Source organism: Stenotrophomonas sp. 10N36 (assembly GCF_056395005.1).
Map to the genome: position 1 here is coordinate 21876 of NZ_JBFTIS010000017.1, position 15027 is coordinate 36902.

Annotated in this window: 16 protein-coding genes; 12 read left to right on the plus strand and 4 right to left on the minus strand. The window is 65.3% G+C overall.

Features of this window, described 5'->3' with window-relative positions; translation table 11 throughout:
- Positions 1 to 383: 383 nt before the first annotated feature.
- A complete protein-coding gene (locus AC1DCJ_RS15780) occupies positions 384 to 1193 on the minus strand; it encodes a hypothetical protein (protein ID WP_392732983.1) in 810 nt (269 codons plus the stop codon).
- A gap of 554 nt (positions 1194 to 1747) precedes the next feature.
- On the opposite strand from AC1DCJ_RS15780, the gene AC1DCJ_RS15785 reads away from it, so the two are divergent.
- The 11 genes from AC1DCJ_RS15785 to AC1DCJ_RS15835 all read left to right on the plus strand — a co-directional run bounded on the left by AC1DCJ_RS15785 (position 1748) and on the right by AC1DCJ_RS15835 (position 10177).
- Complete coding sequence (locus tag AC1DCJ_RS15785; protein WP_181394075.1) at positions 1748 to 2116, plus strand: hypothetical protein; 369 nt, start codon at positions 1748 to 1750, stop codon at positions 2114 to 2116.
- 31 nt (positions 2117 to 2147) lie between these two features.
- Positions 2148 to 2942 (plus strand): F0F1 ATP synthase subunit A, encoded by a 795-nt coding sequence (gene atpB, locus AC1DCJ_RS15790; RefSeq protein ID WP_038686091.1) that lies wholly within the window; start codon positions 2148 to 2150, stop codon positions 2940 to 2942.
- Between the two features lie 67 nt (positions 2943 to 3009).
- A complete protein-coding gene (gene atpE, locus AC1DCJ_RS15795) occupies positions 3010 to 3312 on the plus strand; it encodes a F0F1 ATP synthase subunit C (protein WP_038686092.1) in 303 nt (100 codons plus the stop codon).
- Between the two features lie 112 nt (positions 3313 to 3424).
- Positions 3425 to 3895, plus strand: coding sequence for a F0F1 ATP synthase subunit B (locus tag AC1DCJ_RS15800; protein ID WP_038686094.1), 471 nt, complete (start codon positions 3425 to 3427; stop codon positions 3893 to 3895).
- 3 nt (positions 3896 to 3898) lie between these two features.
- Positions 3899 to 4426 carry a F0F1 ATP synthase subunit delta gene (locus AC1DCJ_RS15805; RefSeq protein ID WP_128097914.1) on the plus strand — a complete coding sequence of 176 codons (528 nt, stop codon included), beginning with the start codon at positions 3899 to 3901 and terminating at the stop codon, positions 4424 to 4426.
- A gap of 44 nt (positions 4427 to 4470) precedes the next feature.
- Positions 4471 to 6018, plus strand: a complete 1548-nt coding sequence (gene atpA, locus AC1DCJ_RS15810) for a F0F1 ATP synthase subunit alpha (protein ID WP_038686097.1) — start codon at positions 4471 to 4473, stop codon at positions 6016 to 6018.
- Between the two features lie 82 nt (positions 6019 to 6100).
- Complete coding sequence (gene atpG, locus AC1DCJ_RS15815; protein WP_038686099.1) at positions 6101 to 6964, plus strand: F0F1 ATP synthase subunit gamma; 864 nt, start codon at positions 6101 to 6103, stop codon at positions 6962 to 6964.
- 37 nt (positions 6965 to 7001) lie between these two features.
- Entirely contained in the window at positions 7002 to 8408 is a 1407-nt protein-coding gene (gene atpD, locus AC1DCJ_RS15820) for a F0F1 ATP synthase subunit beta (protein WP_038686100.1), read from the plus strand.
- Between the two features lie 112 nt (positions 8409 to 8520).
- Positions 8521 to 8943: a F0F1 ATP synthase subunit epsilon gene (locus AC1DCJ_RS15825; RefSeq protein ID WP_038686101.1), complete on the plus strand. Its 423-nt coding sequence runs from the start codon at positions 8521 to 8523 to the stop codon at positions 8941 to 8943.
- A 238-nt stretch (positions 8944 to 9181) separates the two neighbouring features.
- Positions 9182 to 9718 (plus strand): gamma subclass chorismate mutase AroQ, encoded by a 537-nt coding sequence (aroQ, locus tag AC1DCJ_RS15830; RefSeq protein WP_478071365.1) that lies wholly within the window; start codon positions 9182 to 9184, stop codon positions 9716 to 9718.
- A gap of 99 nt (positions 9719 to 9817) precedes the next feature.
- Complete coding sequence (locus AC1DCJ_RS15835) at positions 9818 to 10177, plus strand: hypothetical protein (protein WP_081797307.1); 360 nt, start codon at positions 9818 to 9820, stop codon at positions 10175 to 10177.
- A 49-nt stretch (positions 10178 to 10226) separates the two neighbouring features.
- Here AC1DCJ_RS15835 and AC1DCJ_RS15840 read toward each other — a convergent pair whose 3' ends face one another.
- Positions 10227 to 10610, minus strand: a complete 384-nt coding sequence (locus AC1DCJ_RS15840; protein ID WP_137190433.1) for a GtrA family protein — start codon at positions 10608 to 10610, stop codon at positions 10227 to 10229.
- 86 nt (positions 10611 to 10696) lie between these two features.
- Here AC1DCJ_RS15840 and glmU point away from each other — a divergent pair, with 86 nt between their 5' ends.
- Positions 10697 to 12061 carry a bifunctional UDP-N-acetylglucosamine diphosphorylase/glucosamine-1-phosphate N-acetyltransferase GlmU gene (gene glmU, locus AC1DCJ_RS15845; RefSeq protein ID WP_314403870.1) on the plus strand — a complete coding sequence of 455 codons (1365 nt, stop codon included), beginning with the start codon at positions 10697 to 10699 and terminating at the stop codon, positions 12059 to 12061.
- Positions 12062 to 12342: 281 nt separating this feature from the next.
- Here the strand turns inward: glmU and AC1DCJ_RS15850 are convergent, their stop codons facing one another.
- On the minus strand, positions 12343 to 13686 hold the full coding sequence (locus AC1DCJ_RS15850) for a sensor histidine kinase (RefSeq protein ID WP_320491873.1): 1344 nt from the start codon (positions 13684 to 13686) through the stop codon (positions 12343 to 12345).
- The gene (locus AC1DCJ_RS15855; protein WP_313426217.1) at positions 13683 to 15026 is read right to left on the minus strand and encodes a sigma-54-dependent transcriptional regulator; all 1344 of its coding nucleotides are present in this window, start codon (positions 15024 to 15026) and stop codon (positions 13683 to 13685) included. The genes AC1DCJ_RS15850 and AC1DCJ_RS15855 overlap by 4 nt, the downstream gene beginning before the upstream one ends.
- Position 15027: the final 1 nt, after the last annotated feature.

Consider the following 15027-nt stretch of genomic DNA (forward strand, 5'->3'; position numbering starts at 1 on the left):
TTGCGAAAGACCTGCCGAAGAAACGGTAGGTCACGACCGTTGGTCGTGACACCAGTTCAACAAAAACCCCGGCGTTTTCCTGAGTTTTTCTTTGTTGCGTGGCGCGGGGCGGGGCTGTGTCTTCGCTTGCTTTGGTCGCGACCGGATGGGCCCCTTCGTGACCGGCAGGCCCTTCTGCAAATGTCCCCCGGCGCCGGCCTGCGGCCGTCACCTCCTCCTTGATTTTGCGAAAGACCTGCCGGCCACGAAGGGGCTCGGCCTGCTGCAAGAAACAGCGTCGCTCCGTGGCGTCCTCCACACCTGTTGCCTGACAGCCTATCCAAACAAAAAACGCGACAACAGGTTGCCCTGTTGCCGCGCTCGGAGAGAGGTGCTGCGGTTGCTTAGAAGGTGACGCTGATACCGGCCACCGGGCCCTTGAATTCCTGCTTCAGGCCGATGGTGCCGTCGCTGCCCTTCTGGTCGACGTCCAGCTTGAACCAGTCGTAGCCGGCGAACACGCCGAAGTTCTGGGTCAGGCGGTAATCCACGATCGCATTGGCGCGGGTCAGGTCGCCCTTGTAGTCGTCGAAGTTGCCCCAGCTGGTGTTGAGGTACTGGCCCTGCAGCGTGATCAGCCACTTTTCCGACGGCGTGAAGCTCATGCGGGCGCCCACGACCGGGGCCACACCGTCGGCCTTCTCGTCGAGGAAGCGTCCCTGGTACAGGTCACCCACGTCGGCATAGGCCTTGGTGCTCACCTTGGCGTACTCGGCACCCAGCTGCAGGCCGAGGTCGAACTTCTCGGTGTCCACCACCGAGTAGTCGTACACCAGGCTGGCCACCTGATACTTCAGCTCGCCCTTGACGAAGCTGTCGGCCGGCACGGTCACGCCGCCGTAGGAAATGTCCTGGCCGAGCGTCTCGCGGCGGTCCTTGTCGTACTTGAAGTAGTTGAACAGCAGGCGCTGGCGGTCGCTGATGCGGAACATACCGTCGATGCGCGGCTCCCACTCCTTGCCACCCAGCTTGAAGTCTTCGGAGAAGCCCACGTCCTGGCCGGCAACGGTGGTGTTGCCGCGGATCGTGTTGTCCGAATCGATGTTCATCGCGCCCAGGCGCAAGGCAAAGCGATCATCACCTTCAGCGGCGCTGGCAGTGTTGGCGTGGGTCAGTGCCGCCATGGCCAGCGGCAGGGCGAGCAGGGGGAGCATCAGGCGCATCGGTGTGTGTCCTTGCAGTGATTCATTGATGTGGAATCACTTTGCCCAGCGCCGCGTCCACCATTCGTGAACGTATGGTGGACGCTGTGTGTACCGTTCATGCACCGGGGCGTGCCGTCGGTCACATCGGTGGCCGCAACCCGCCCTGTAGCCCGTTCAGGCAACCCGCCGTGGCGCGCATTCGGCGCCAACGACCGGGCCGAAGGCCGGAAAAAAAGTGGCCCCGGAGAGAGTTCGGGGCCACTTTGGGGTGCCAGACCTGCCACAAGGGCGTCGACGAGGATCGAAATGAGCAGGTCGATTGATCTGACAGGAGGCTGCGACCAAAGTTCAATTGGTGCGTCGCAACAGGCGCAGAGCCAGTCAGGCCGGGATTAGCCCGCCGGTGGAACGCAAAATCTGTGGCGATGCAGCAACTTGCGGCTATCCGGGATGAACAGGGGGCGGTTGTCTCGCAAATTGTCCCGTTGCTATAATTTGGCGGCTCGACGGGGCGCTTGCTTGCGACCTCGGCCTTTCTACTCAAGATCTTGCAGGACATACGTGTGCTGAACTCCGTTGATTCGGGTCGGCGACTGATGCTGCGCGCAGCGGTTTACCCGCTGGCTGCAGTGGCTGTCCTGGCTCTGGCCTTCCTGCTGCTGGCAGGAACGATGTACGCCCTGGGGGCGCTGGCATCGGGTGTGGCGGTGTCGGCCGGTGGCTGGGTCGCGGCGCGCATGGCGCTGGGTGGCGGGGTGCAGGCGGCTGGATCGGCAATGACCCGCCTGATCCTGGCCGTGGTGGCAAAGTGGGTACTCGTTTTCGGTGTCCTGATGGTGGGGTTCCTGGTCTTCAAGCTGCCTGCATTGGCGCTGTTGGCCGGTATCGCCGTCGGGTTGATGTTCCAGGTCCTGGCTCTGGCCAGGCGCTGATCCCCTTTATTTAACTCAAGGTTCCGGACACATGGCAGGCGAGGCGCTGACACCCACCTCCTACATCCAACATCACCTGCACAACCTGACGTTCCATATGCAGGAAGGTGGTTTCTGGGCGATCCACGTCGACACCATGGTGACTTCGGTCCTGATGGGCCTGTTGATGGTGTTCGGCTTCTGGATGGCAACCCGCAAGGCCACCGCCGGCGTGCCGGGCAAGTGGCAGGCGTTCGTGGAGATCTGCCTGGAGTTCGTTGACCGCCAGGCCAAGGACACCTACCACGGCACCAGCAAGCTGGTGACCCCGATCGCCATCACGATCTTCTTCTGGATCCTCCTGATGAACCTCATCAAGATGATCCCGGCCGACTTCATCGCCCTGCCGCTGGAAGCCCTCGGCGTGCCGTACTGGAAGCCGGTCCCCACCGCCGACGTCAATGCCACCCTGGGCATGTCGATCAGCGTGTTCTTCCTGATGCTGTTCTTCGCGTTGCGTGCCAAGGGTATTGGTGGCTTCACCAAGGAATTCCTGACCGCACCGTTCGGCAAGTGGATGATGCCGTTCAACCTGATCCTCAACATCGTCGAGTGGCTCAGCAAGCCGATCTCGCTGGCGATGCGACTGTTCGGCAACATGTTCGGCGGCGAAATCGTCTTCCTGCTGATCTGGGTGCTGGGCAGCGCGGGTATCGCCGGCGCCATCGCAGGCGGTGCATTCGGCCTGGGCTGGATGCTGTTCCATCTGCTGGTGATTCCGCTGCAGGCCTTCATCTTCATGATGTTGTCCATCGTGTACCTGAGCCTGTCGGAAGACGCTCACTGAGTTTTCGCTTCACCCTTCATCCGTTTGTTTCTAAACCCTTAGCTATTCAAAGTTCCAGGAGAAAACCATGTACCTCGCCGTCCTGACCAACCTCGCCCAAGTCCAGAGCTCCACCGTCCTCGCCGTCGGCATCATGATCGGCCTGGCCGCGCTCGGTGCCGGTCTTGGTCTGGCCATCATGTCCGGTAAGTTCCTGGAATCGGCTGCCCGCCAGCCGGAACTGATTCCGGTCCTGCAGGTCCGCATGTTCATCACCGCCGGCCTGATCGACGCCGCGTTCATCATCTCGGTCGCCGTCGGCCTGCTGCTGGCCTTCGCCAACCCGACCATCGGCGAGTTCGTTGCCCGTCTGCCGGCCGTTGCAGGCTGATCCAGCGAAAGCGAAACGATCAGGCGCCGTGTGCGCCTGATCGCGGATGAAGGAAAGGCTGCGCCGCCTTGGGCGGCGCAACCACCCCATCACCCCAGATTGAGCGAACCCCATGGATATCGGTTTTACCCTCGTTGCCCAGGCACTGGCTTTCGCCGGTCTGATCTGGATCATCGCGACCAAGATCTGGCCGCCGTTGATGAACGCCATCGAAGAGCGCCAGCAGAAGATCGCTGAAGGCCTCGCCGCTGCCGACCGCAGCCAGAAGGATCTGGCCCAGGCGCAGGAAAAGGTCAACGAAGCACTGAAGGATGCACGCGGCAAGGCCAACGAGATCATCGACCAGGCCCACGCGCGCGCCAACCAGATCGTTGAAGCCGCCAAGAATGAAGCCATCGCCGAAGCGAACCGCCAGAAAGATCTGGCCCACGCTGAAATCGAGGCTGCCGCCAACCGTGCCCGTGAAGATCTGCGCAAGCAGGTATCCGCACTGGCCGTGAGCGGTGCCGAAAAGCTGCTCAAGCGCGAAATCGACGCCAACGCCCACAAGGCGCTGCTCGACGAGCTGGCATCGGAGATCTGATCGATGAGCCAGGCCCTCACGCTTGCACGCCCGTATGCCCGCGCCGCGTTCGCGACCGCGCGCGACGAAGGCACGTTCGCGCCGTGGTCGGACGCGCTTGCGTTCTCCGCCCATGTAGCCGCCGACCCACGCGTGGCGGCCTTGCTGTCGAATCCGGAGCTGGACCGCGGCGATGCCGTCGCGTTGCTGGTGCCGGAATCGTCCAGCGAGACCTTCGGTCGCTTCCTGGCCATCCTGGCCGAAGCGCACCGTCTGCCGCTGCTGCCGGAAATCGCCGGCATGTACGACCAGCTGCGCGCCGACGCCGAACACGTGGTCAAGGCCACCGTGACCTCGGCCACGGAACTGTCCGCCGCTGAACTGGACGCCATCAAGGCCGCGCTGCGTAAGCGCTTCGGTCGTGAAGTGGACGTCTCGACCGCAGTCGATGCTTCGTTGATCGGCGGTGCCGTCATCGACGCCGGCGACGTGGTCATCGATGGCTCGCTCAAGGGCAAGCTGTCGCGCCTGCAGACCGCGCTCGCTAACTGAATTCATTTAACGTCCGGCGTGATCGCCGGCACTAGGACTTGACGATGGCAACCACGCTCAACCCCTCCGAAATCAGCGAACTGATCAAGAACCGCATCGAGAAGGTCAAGCTGGCCGCGGAATCGCGCAACGAAGGCACCGTGACCAGCGTGTCCGACGGCATCGTGCGCATCTTCGGTCTGGCCGACGTGATGCAGGGCGAAATGATCGAACTGCCGAACAACACCTTCGCCCTGGCCCTGAACCTGGAGCGCGACTCGGTCGGCGCCGTGGTCCTGGGTGGCTATGAGCACCTGCGCGAAGGCGACGTCGCCAAGACCACCGGTCGTATCCTGGAAGTGCCGGTGGGTCCGGAAATGCTCGGCCGCGTGGTCAACGCGCTGGGCGAGCCGATCGACGGCAAGGGCCCGATCGCTGCACAGGCCACCGCGCCGGTGGAGCGTGTTGCCCCGGGCGTGATCTGGCGCAAGTCGGTCGACCAGCCGGTGCAGACCGGTTACAAGTCGGTCGACTCCATGATTCCGATCGGCCGCGGCCAGCGCGAGCTGGTCATCGGTGACCGCCAGACCGGCAAGACCGCCCTGGCCATCGATGCGGTGATCAACCAGAAGAGCACCGGCATCAAGTGCGTGTACGTCGCGATCGGCCAGAAGGCCTCGACCGTGGCCAACATCGTGCGCAAGCTGGAAGAGAACGGCGCCCTGGCGCACACCGTGGTGGTGGCTGCCACCGCGTCCGAATCGGCCGCGATGCAGTACATCAGCGCCTACTCGGGCTGCACCATGGGCGAGTACTTCATGGACCGCGGCGAAGACGCGCTGATCGTGTACGACGATCTGTCCAAGCAGGCCGTGGCCTACCGCCAGATCTCGCTGCTGCTGAAGCGTCCGCCGGGCCGCGAAGCCTACCCGGGTGACGTGTTCTACCTGCACTCCCGTCTGCTCGAGCGCGCTGCCCGCGTGTCCGAAGAGTATGTGGAGAAGTTCACCAACGGCGCCGTCAAGGGCAAGACCGGCTCGCTCACCGCGCTGCCGATCATCGAAACCCAGGCCGGTGACGTCTCGGCGTTCGTGCCGACCAACGTGATCTCGATCACCGACGGCCAGATCTTCCTGGAAACCGATCTGTTCAACTCGGGCATCCGCCCGGCCGTGAACGCCGGTATCTCGGTGTCGCGTGTCGGTGGTGCGGCCCAGACCAAGATCATCAAGAAGCTGTCCGGCGGCATCCGTATCTCGCTGGCCCAGTACCGCGAGCTGGCTGCGTTCGCGCAGTTCGCCTCGGACCTGGACGAAGCCACCCGCAAGCAGCTTGAGCGCGGTCAGCGCGTCACCGAGCTGATGAAGCAGAAGCAGTACGCCCCGATGTCGATCGCCAACCAGGCGCTGACCATCTACGCCGTCAACGAGGGTTACCTCGACGACGTGCCGGTCAACAAGCTGCTGGCGCTGGAAGAGGGCCTGCACGCCCACTTCGCCAACACCCAGGGCGAGCTGATCAGCAAGATCAACGCCACCGGCGGTTGGGACAACGACATCGAAGCGGCCTTCAAGAAGGGCATCGCCGAGTTCAAGACCACCGGCAGCTGGTAAGCCGCATGTGTGGCGGGGCCTGACGGCCTCGCTTCACCGTTGAATGGCAGCGGGGCAGAGCCCCGCTATACGGGAAGAAGAGATGGCAAGCGGACGCGAAATCAAAACCAAGATCAAGAGCGTGCAGAACACCCGCAAGGTGACGCGCGCGCTCGAAATGGTCTCGGCCTCCAAAATCCGCAAGGCGCAGGAGCGGATGAAGACGTCGCGTCCGTATGCGCAGGCGATGAAGCAGGTGATCGGTCACCTGGCCCAGGCCAGCACCGATTACCAGCATCCGTTCCTGGTCCAGCGTGACGAGGTCAAGCGGGTCGGTTACATCGTGATCTCCTCCGACCGCGGCCTGGCCGGCGGCCTGAACAACAACCTGTTCCGCAAGATGCTGGGCGAAGTCCGCCAGTACCAGGACAAGGGTGCCGAGATCGACGTGGTGACGGTGGGCCAGAAGGCCTCGACCTTCTTCCGCCGCATCAAGGTCAACATGGTCGGCAGCGTCACCCACATGGGCGACGTGCCGCACCTGGAACAGCTGATCGGCGTGATCAAGGTCATGCTCGATGCCTTCACCGAAGGCAAGGTCGACCGCGTGTACCTGGTCTACAACCGCTTCATCAACACGATGACGCAGAAGGCCAGCTTCGACCAGCTGCTGCCGTTGCCGGCTGCTGAGAAGCAGGTCGCGCACCACGACTGGGACTACCTGTACGAACCCGACGCCGCGACCGTGCTGGAGCACGTGATGACGCGTTACGTCGAGTCGCTGGTGTACCAGGCGGTTCTGGAAAACGTCGCGTCCGAGCATGCAGCCCGCATGGTCGCGATGAAGTCGGCAAGCGACAACGCGAACAAGCTGATCGGAACCCTGCAGCTGGTCTACAACAAGGCCCGCCAGGCAGCGATCACCCAGGAAATTTCCGAAATCGTCGGCGGCGCGGCAGCAGTCTGACGCGCACAGTCAAAGCACACATTAGAGGATTGCAGCAATGAGTCAGGGCAAGATCGTTCAGATCATCGGCGCCGTCGTCGACGTCGAATTCCCCCGCGAGTCGGTGCCGAAGGTGTACCACGCGCTGAAGGTGGACAACACCGAAATCACGCTGGAAGTGCAGCAGCAGCTGGGCGACGGCGTGGTCCGTTGCATCGCGCTGGGCTCCACCGACGGCCTGAAGCGCAACCTGGTGGCCACCAACACCGAACGCGCCATCTCGGTGCCGGTCGGTGCAGGCACCCTGGGCCGCATCATGGACGTGCTGGGTCGTCCGATCGACGAAGCCGGTCCGGTGACCGCCAGCGACACGTGGGAAATCCACCGTGAAGCCCCGTCGTACGAAGACCAGTCCCCGGCCACCGAACTGCTGGAAACCGGCATCAAGGTCATCGACCTGATGTGCCCGTTCGCCAAGGGCGGCAAGGTCGGCCTGTTCGGCGGCGCCGGCGTCGGCAAGACCGTCAACATGATGGAACTGATCAACAACATCGCCAAGGCGCACAGCGGTCTGTCCGTGTTCGCCGGCGTGGGTGAGCGTACCCGTGAGGGCAACGACTTCTACCACGAGATGAAGGACTCCAACGTCCTGGACAAGGTCGCGATGGTGTACGGCCAGATGAACGAGCCGCCGGGCAACCGCCTGCGCGTCGCGCTGACCGGCCTGACCATGGCCGAGTACTTCCGCGACGAGAAGGACGAAAACGGCAAGGGCAAGGACGTGCTGCTGTTCGTCGACAACATCTACCGCTACACCCTGGCCGGTACCGAAGTGTCGGCACTGCTGGGTCGTATGCCGTCGGCAGTGGGCTACCAGCCGACCCTGGCCGAGGAAATGGGCGTCCTGCAGGAGCGCATCACCTCGACCAAGAATGGCTCGATCACCTCGATCCAGGCCGTGTACGTGCCCGCCGATGACTTGACCGATCCGTCGCCGGCCACCACCTTCGCCCACCTGGATTCGACCGTGACCCTGTCGCGTTCGATCGCCTCGCTGGGTATCTACCCGGCCGTGGATCCGCTGGATTCGACCAGCCGCCAGATGGACCCGCTGGTCATCGGCAACGAACACTACGACACCGCCCAGCGCGTCCAGCAGACCTTGCAGAAGTACAAGGAACTGAAGGACATCATCGCCATCCTGGGCATGGATGAACTGTCCGAAGAAGACAAGCAGGCCGTGACCCGCGCCCGCAAGATCGAGCGCTTCTTCAGCCAGCCGTTCCACGTGGCCGAAGTGTTCACCGGCTCGCCGGGCAAGTACGTGACCCTGAAGGACACCATCCGTGGCTTCAAGGCCATCGTCGATGGCGAGTACGACCACCTGCCGGAGCAGGCGTTCTACATGGTCGGCAGCATCGAAGAAGCGGTCGAGAAGGCCAAGAAGATGGCCGAGAAGGCCTGATGCGGCGGGGACGGGCACACGCCCGTCCCGACCGTGACACGGGGTGGGCATCTGCCCACCGCTGCGGAATCCCTGCGGTGGGTCACACCCGCCCCCTAGCGAAGAGAGTTACATGAGCACCATCCGTTGCGACATCGTCAGCGCCGAGCAGGAAATCTTCCGTGGTGAAGCGACCCTGGTCGTGGCCACCGGCGAGCTGGGCGAGCTGGGCATCGCGCCCAAGCATGCCCCGCTGATCACCCGCCTGAAGCCGGGCAAGGTGGTAGTGACCACGCCGAACGGCGAGCAGCTCGACTTCGCCATTTCCGGCGGCATCCTCGAGGTGCAGCCGCAGGTGGTGACCGTGCTGGCCGACACCGCGATCCGTGCCCAGGACATCGACGAAGCGTCGGTACGCAAGGCCAAGGAAGAAGCCGAACGCGTGCTGGCCAACCGTGGCGAAGCCATGGACGTCGCCGAAGCCCAGCAGAAGCTGGCCGAAGCGGTGGTCCAGCTGCAGGCGCTGGAGCGCCTGCGCAAGACGCTCAAGCACTAAGCAGCCCGTCTGCTGATGTTCGACCGCGCCGGCCTTGTGCCGGCGTTGTCGTATCTGGGCCACCGGGCGACCCGATGGCCCGGACTGTGATCGACCCGGTATCGGCGCGCGGGCAGGGCGGGCAGAATCGGCGGCATCCTTTGCCCGAGTCCTGACGATGCAGCCTGCCCGCACCCCCCTGGTCATTGCGGTCCTTTGCAGCCTACTGCTGTCTGCCCGCGTATCCGCGCTCGCGCCGTTGGACAGTCTGGGCGTCTGGGTACAACGGGTGGCGGCGCGCAACGCGATCGCCCACGACGTGGCGGCCTACAAGTTTGTGGCCGGACGCCCGATTGAAGACCCGCAGCGCGAGGCAGTCGTGCTCGCCGGAAAGCGCGAGCGCGCCGTGCAGCTGGGGCTGGACCCGGACGCGGTGGAGGCCGCTTACCGCCAGCTGATCGAGGCCAACAAGTTGCTGCAGCACGTCGATATCCAGCATTTCCTGCTGGGCAGGACGCCCTCGCCGCCGCCGTCGCTGGACGCCATCCGCGAACGCATCGATACCCTCGATGAGCGCCTGCTCTCGCACTGGGCGCAGCTGGACGACGTGCGCGCCGCGCCGGACTGCCCGCGCCAGCTGGCGCGGGCCATCGCCATGCAGGGCACGCGGGGCGCGCCGCTGGAGGAGGCCACGCGCATCGCCCTGGTGCGGGCCACCCTGGGCTTCTGCCTGCACGACAGGGTGCCAGCCGCGGGCGCACCCGATGCGGCGCAGAATGACGCCGCCGGGCATTGATGCTAGAAGTGCACCTGCCCGACATGCACCCGGACGTGCGCGGCCGGAGACTGTCATGCAGGCATTCGAAACCCCTGACCGTTCAATCAAGGAATGACCATGTTCAAGAACGCATTGATTCTCGCGGTGGCCCTCACCGGCCTGGTGGCGTGTGGCAAGAAGGACGACGCTGCCGCGCCGGCCACCCCGACCCCGGCGGCGGCTGCGCCGACCACCGCTGCCCCGGTTGCCGATGCCGGCATCGGCGCGGGCCTGCCGCAGGCCTGTGAGGCCTACCTGACCCGCGCCAAGGCCTGCTTCGACAAGTCCAACCCGCAGACGGCCGCTGCCTTCCAGCAGGGCGTGGACCAGGCCAAGGCCCAGTGGGCCACCATGCAGGACAAGACCGCGCTGGAAGCCGGCTGCAAGTCGGCCAACGACCAGTTCGCCCAGGTGGTCAGCGCGCTGAAGTGCGAATAAGTTGACCCTGCCGGGCACCGTACCGGTGCCCGGTTCCTGCGCCGGCCGCTCAGCGGTAGACGAAGCGCCGCAACAGCAGGAACGAGACGGCGGCCAGGCCGCCTTCGACGATCGGTTTGGCCAGCCAGGCATAGGCCAGGCCGAGGTGCTGCGCCGTTGTGCTCACCAACAGCGTACTGACCGCGGTCAACAGCAGCCACAGCGCCAGGAACCGTGCGAAACGCGCCCAGCCGAGGCGGTGATCGCCATCGGCAGCGAACGTATAGCGGCCGTTGAGCCAGAACCCCAGCAGCATTCCGCATACGCGGCCCAGCACGTTGGCCGGCACGGTCGGCACGCCCAATGCGGTGGCACCGACGAACACCGCCCAGTCCACGACCAACTGCACCAGGCCGATCAGGATGAAGCGGCTGCCTTGGCGGATCAGACTCACGGGACGGCGATACCGGTGCGGAAACGCAGCATGTTAACTGTCCGCGTTCTAGAATCGCAGCCACTACCGCCCAAACACGCTGCCCCATGACCCAAGCCCTGCACGTCATCATCCTCGCCGCCGGCGCTGGCAAGCGCATGAAATCCGACCTGCCCAAGGTGCTGCAGCCGATTGCCGGCCGCCCGATGCTGGCCCATGTGATCGATGCCGCCCGCGACCTGCAGCCGGCCGCCATCCATGTGGTGTATGGCCACGGTGGCGATGCGGTGCGCGAGGCCTTCGCCAGCCAGACCGACCTGCTCTGGGCCGAACAGCGCGAACAGCTGGGCACCGGTCATGCAGTGCAGCAGGCCATGCCGAACGTGCCCGACGCGGCCACCGTGCTGGTGCTGTACGGCGACGTGCCGATGATCCGTACCGACACCCTGCGCCACCTGCTGGCGCAGCCGGGCCGTCTGGCAGTGCTGGTGGCCGAAGTGGCCAACCCCACCGGGTATGGCCGCATCGTGCGCAATGCCGAGGGCCGGGTCGCGGCGATCGTGGAGCAGAAGGACGCCACCGACGAGCAGCTGTCCATCCGCACCATCAACACCGGCATCATCACCGCCGAGTCCACGGCGCTGCGCACCTGGTTGTCGCAGCTGTCCAATGCCAACGCACAGGGCGAGTACTACCTGACCGACGTGTTCGCTGCCGCCGCGCATGACTACACCCCGGCCGACATGGCGTTCGTCGAGGACGCGCAGGAAGCCGAAGGCGCCAACGACCCGTGGCAGCTGGCACAGCTGGAACGCGCGTGGCAGCTGCGCGCGGTGCGGGCGCTGTGCACGCAGGGCGCGCGGGTGCTGGACCCGGCACGGTTGGACATCCGCGGCACGGTCAGCGTCGGGCGCGACGTGCAGATCGACGTCAACGTGATCCTGGAAGGCCGGGTCGAACTGGGCGACGGCGTCAGCATCGGGCCGTTCACGCGGCTCAAGGACGTGTCGCTGGCCGCGGGCACCGTGGTCAAGGCGCACTGCGACCTGGACGGCGTGGTCAGCGACGGCGCGGCGGACATCGGGCCGTTCGCACGCCTGCGCCCGGGCACGGTGCTGGCCGCCGGCAGCCACGTGGGCAACTTCGTGGAAACCAAGAAGGTCACGCTGGGGCCGGGCAGCAAGGCCAACCATCTCACCTACCTGGGCGATGCGGTGATCGGGGCCAAGGTCAACATCGGTGCGGGCACCATCACCTGCAACTACGACGGGGTGAACAAGTCGCAGACCACCATCGGCGACAACGCCTTCATCGGCTCCAACAGCGCGCTGGTGGCCCCGGTGGTGATTGGCGCAGGCGCCACCATCGCCGCCGGCTCGGTCATCACCCGTACCGCCCCCGACGGCAAGCTCACCCTCGCGCGCGCGCGGCAGGAAACCATCGACGGCTGGAAGCGCCCGGTGAAAAAATAAAGGCGGGCAGGCGCTCACCATCGGTAGGCGCCCATCGCCGGTAGGTACCCACCGCCGGTAGGTGCCTACCGTTGGTAGGCACACGCTCCTACGCCTTGGCCGTCCGACGCCACGACCAACGGTCGTGGCCTACACCGGCAAAAAAATCTGACGCGCGCCATCGCGCACCCGGTAATGCCGGCGGCTGGCCGGCAACCAAGCGATACGGGTAGTGCCGGCCGCTGGCCGGCAACCCGACGATGCCAACGCCCCGTAGTGCCGGGCTCTGCCCGGCAACCCGATTAGACCGGCAGAAAAATCGCCACGCACAACCCGCCTTCGCGGCGGTTCTGCAGCGAAATCCGACCGCCGTGCGCTTCCACGATTTCCCGGGTAAGCGCCAACCCCAACCCGGTGCCGTTGCGCTTGGTCGAGTAGAACGGCATCAACGCGTTCTGCAGCACGGCTTCATTCATGCCCTTGCCGCGGTCCAGTACTTCCAGGCGCAGCCACTGCGGCAGGCGGGTCAGGCGGACCTCGACATCATCATTGGGCGGCTCGGCATCGCCGCCCGCTTCATGCGCGTTCTTCAGCAGGTTCAGCAGCGCCTGGCCCAGCTGGGCGATATCCACCCGGCTGTGCAGGTCGTCGCCGATGCCCTGCATGCGGAATGGAATCTGGTGCTGCAGGCTGGTCAGGAATTGAATCCACTGCACGTTCTGCAGCTGCGGCTGCGGCAGCTTGGCAAAGCGCGCATAGCCACGGATGAAGCCTTCCAGATGGCGCGCCCGCTCCTCGATGGTGGCGAACACTTCTTCCAGCCGCTCGGTCTTGCCACGCCGCACCAGCTCGCCGCCGGAATGGGCCAGCGAAGCGATCGGCGCCAGCGAGTTGTTGAGCTCGTGGCTGATCACCCGGATCACCTTCTTCCAGGTCTGCACTTCCTGGCGGCGTAGTTCGGCGGTGAGCAGGCGGATCAGCAGCAGGTCGTGCGGGCGGCCGTTGAGATGGAAGTTGCGCCGCGACAGGTGGTACACCTGCTCGTCTTCTTCATCGTCGCTGTCACCCTCGCGAACCGCGAACAGGCTGTCGCCGCCGCGCACGATCGCATCGCGCAGTTCCACCGGCATCGTTTCCAGCACGTCCTGCATGCGCTGGCCTTCCAGCTTCCAGCCGTTGTGCAGCAACTTGCGCGCGGCCAGGTTGGAGAACACCACGCGCTGGATGCCGTCACCGCCGTTGGCGAGCAGCAGCATCGCCACCGGCGTGTTCTGCACCATCGTGTCCAGCAGCAGTTCCCGTTGCACCAGCCCCTGGCGCTGTTCGCGCAGCACGTCGCCCAGCTCGCGGTGCGCCTGCACCAGGTCGCCCAGTTCGTCGTTGCCTGGCCAGTACACCGAGAAATTGTATTCGCCGTCGCGGTAGCTGCTGGTGGTGCCCGACAACGCCCGCAGCAGCGAGCGCACCGGCGCGGTGGCCCGGCGCAGGCTGAACCACATCACCGACAGCAGCACGATGATCGACACCACGCTGACCGCCCACCCATGGTCCAGCCAGAACGCCAGGTACCAGGGAAACGCAGCGGCCAGCGCCAGCACCGGCAGCAGGCGCAGGAACAGCCGGAAGGTGAAGGAGCGGCGTGTCATTCGCGCGGGATGCCGTGGCGATCCATGCGCCGGTACAGCGCCTGGCGGCTCAGGCCCAGCTCGGCGGCCGCCTGGGCGATGATGCCGTGGTTGTGGGCCAGCGCCGCTTCGATCCGGCTGCGATCCGGATCGGCGCTCGGTGCGGTGGGCCGCGCCGCGACCGGCGCCCGCGGCAGGTTGAGGTCGGCTACTTCGATGCGGGTGCCCTGGGCCAGCAGTTCGGCGCGCTGGATGACGTTGCGCAGCTCGCGCACGTTGCCCGGCCAAGGGTGGCGCTGCAGTGCCGTGGCGGCCGCACTGGACAACGCCTTGCCGCCACTGAGGAAGCGTTCGGCCAGCGGCAGGATGTCGCCCGGGCGCTCGGCCAGCGGTGGCAGCGCCAGTTCAACGGTATTGAGGCGGTAGTAAAGGTCTTCGCGGAAGCTGCCGTCGCGGATCATCGCAGGCAGGTCGGCATTGGTGGCACTGACCACGCGCACCTTGACCTGGCGTTCGCGGTTGGAGCCCAGGCGCTCGAAACGCCCGGTTTCCAGTACGCGCAGCAGCTTCATCTGCCCGCCGAGTGACAGGTTGCCGATCTCGTCCAGGAACAGCGTGCCGCCATCGGCAGCCTCGAATTTGCCTTCGCGGGCCTTGTTGGCGCCGGTGTAGGCGCCGGCCTCGCTGCCGAACAGTTCGGCTTCGATCAGCTCGGCCGGAATGGCGCCACAGTTGAGCGCCACGAACGGGCCCTTGGCCACCAGCGAGTTGGCCTGGATGATCTCAGCGATCTTTTCCTTGCCGGCACCGTTGGGACCGGTGATCAACACCGGCAGTGCCGAACGTGCGACCTGGCAGGCCAGGTTCACCACCCGCTCGCTGGCCGGATCGGCGACCACCGCGCCGCGCAGGTCATAGCGTGCTTCCAGCGCCGTGCGGTCGCGCTGCTCGCGGTCGCGCCGGCGATCGAGCTCGCGGCGCGTTTCGGACAGCTCCAGCAGGTTGTTCACCGTGACCAGCAGCTTGCGGTCGTCCCACGGTTTGGCGAGGTAGTCGGCTGCGCCGGCACGCACCAGGTCCACCGCGCTGCTGAGGTGGGTCCAGGCGGTCAGCAGGATCACCGGCAGGTCGGGGTGGCGAGCGCGGATCTGCTGGAACAGCGCTTCGCCTTCCTCGCCGGAGGTGGTGTCTTCGGTGAAGTTCATGTCCTGGATCACCAGGTCCACCGGCTGTTGTTCCAGCAGCGCCAGCCCGGCTTCGGGCGACAGCGCGTGCAGCGCGTCGATATCGTGCAGCGAGAACAGCACTTCCAGTGCGGTGCCGACGCTGGCGTTGTCATCAATGATCAGGATCGAAGGCATG

Excerpts from the sequence above, each read along its gene's own strand:
- atpA (WP_038686097.1), top strand. The coding sequence starts at position 4,471 with ATGGCAACCACGCTCAACCCCTCCGAAATCAGCGAACTGATCAAGAAC.
- AC1DCJ_RS15855 (WP_313426217.1), bottom strand. The coding sequence starts at position 15,026 with ATGCCTTCGATCCTGATCATTGATGACAACGCCAGCGTCGGCACCGCA.
- atpD (WP_038686100.1), top strand. The coding sequence starts at position 7,002 with ATGAGTCAGGGCAAGATCGTTCAGATCATCGGCGCCGTCGTCGACGTC.
- atpE (WP_038686092.1), top strand. The coding sequence starts at position 3,010 with ATGTACCTCGCCGTCCTGACCAACCTCGCCCAAGTCCAGAGCTCCACC.
- AC1DCJ_RS15835 (WP_081797307.1), top strand. The coding sequence starts at position 9,818 with ATGTTCAAGAACGCATTGATTCTCGCGGTGGCCCTCACCGGCCTGGTG.
- AC1DCJ_RS15780 (WP_392732983.1), bottom strand. The coding sequence starts at position 1,193 with ATGCTCCCCCTGCTCGCCCTGCCGCTGGCCATGGCGGCACTGACCCAC.
- AC1DCJ_RS15850 (WP_320491873.1), bottom strand. The coding sequence starts at position 13,686 with ATGACACGCCGCTCCTTCACCTTCCGGCTGTTCCTGCGCCTGCTGCCG.
- AC1DCJ_RS15805 (WP_128097914.1), top strand. The coding sequence starts at position 3,899 with ATGAGCCAGGCCCTCACGCTTGCACGCCCGTATGCCCGCGCCGCGTTC.
- AC1DCJ_RS15800 (WP_038686094.1), top strand. The coding sequence starts at position 3,425 with ATGGATATCGGTTTTACCCTCGTTGCCCAGGCACTGGCTTTCGCCGGT.
- AC1DCJ_RS15825 (WP_038686101.1), top strand. The coding sequence starts at position 8,521 with ATGAGCACCATCCGTTGCGACATCGTCAGCGCCGAGCAGGAAATCTTC.
- glmU (WP_314403870.1), top strand. The coding sequence starts at position 10,697 with ATGACCCAAGCCCTGCACGTCATCATCCTCGCCGCCGGCGCTGGCAAG.
- atpG (WP_038686099.1), top strand. The coding sequence starts at position 6,101 with ATGGCAAGCGGACGCGAAATCAAAACCAAGATCAAGAGCGTGCAGAAC.
- atpB (WP_038686091.1), top strand. The coding sequence starts at position 2,148 with ATGGCAGGCGAGGCGCTGACACCCACCTCCTACATCCAACATCACCTG.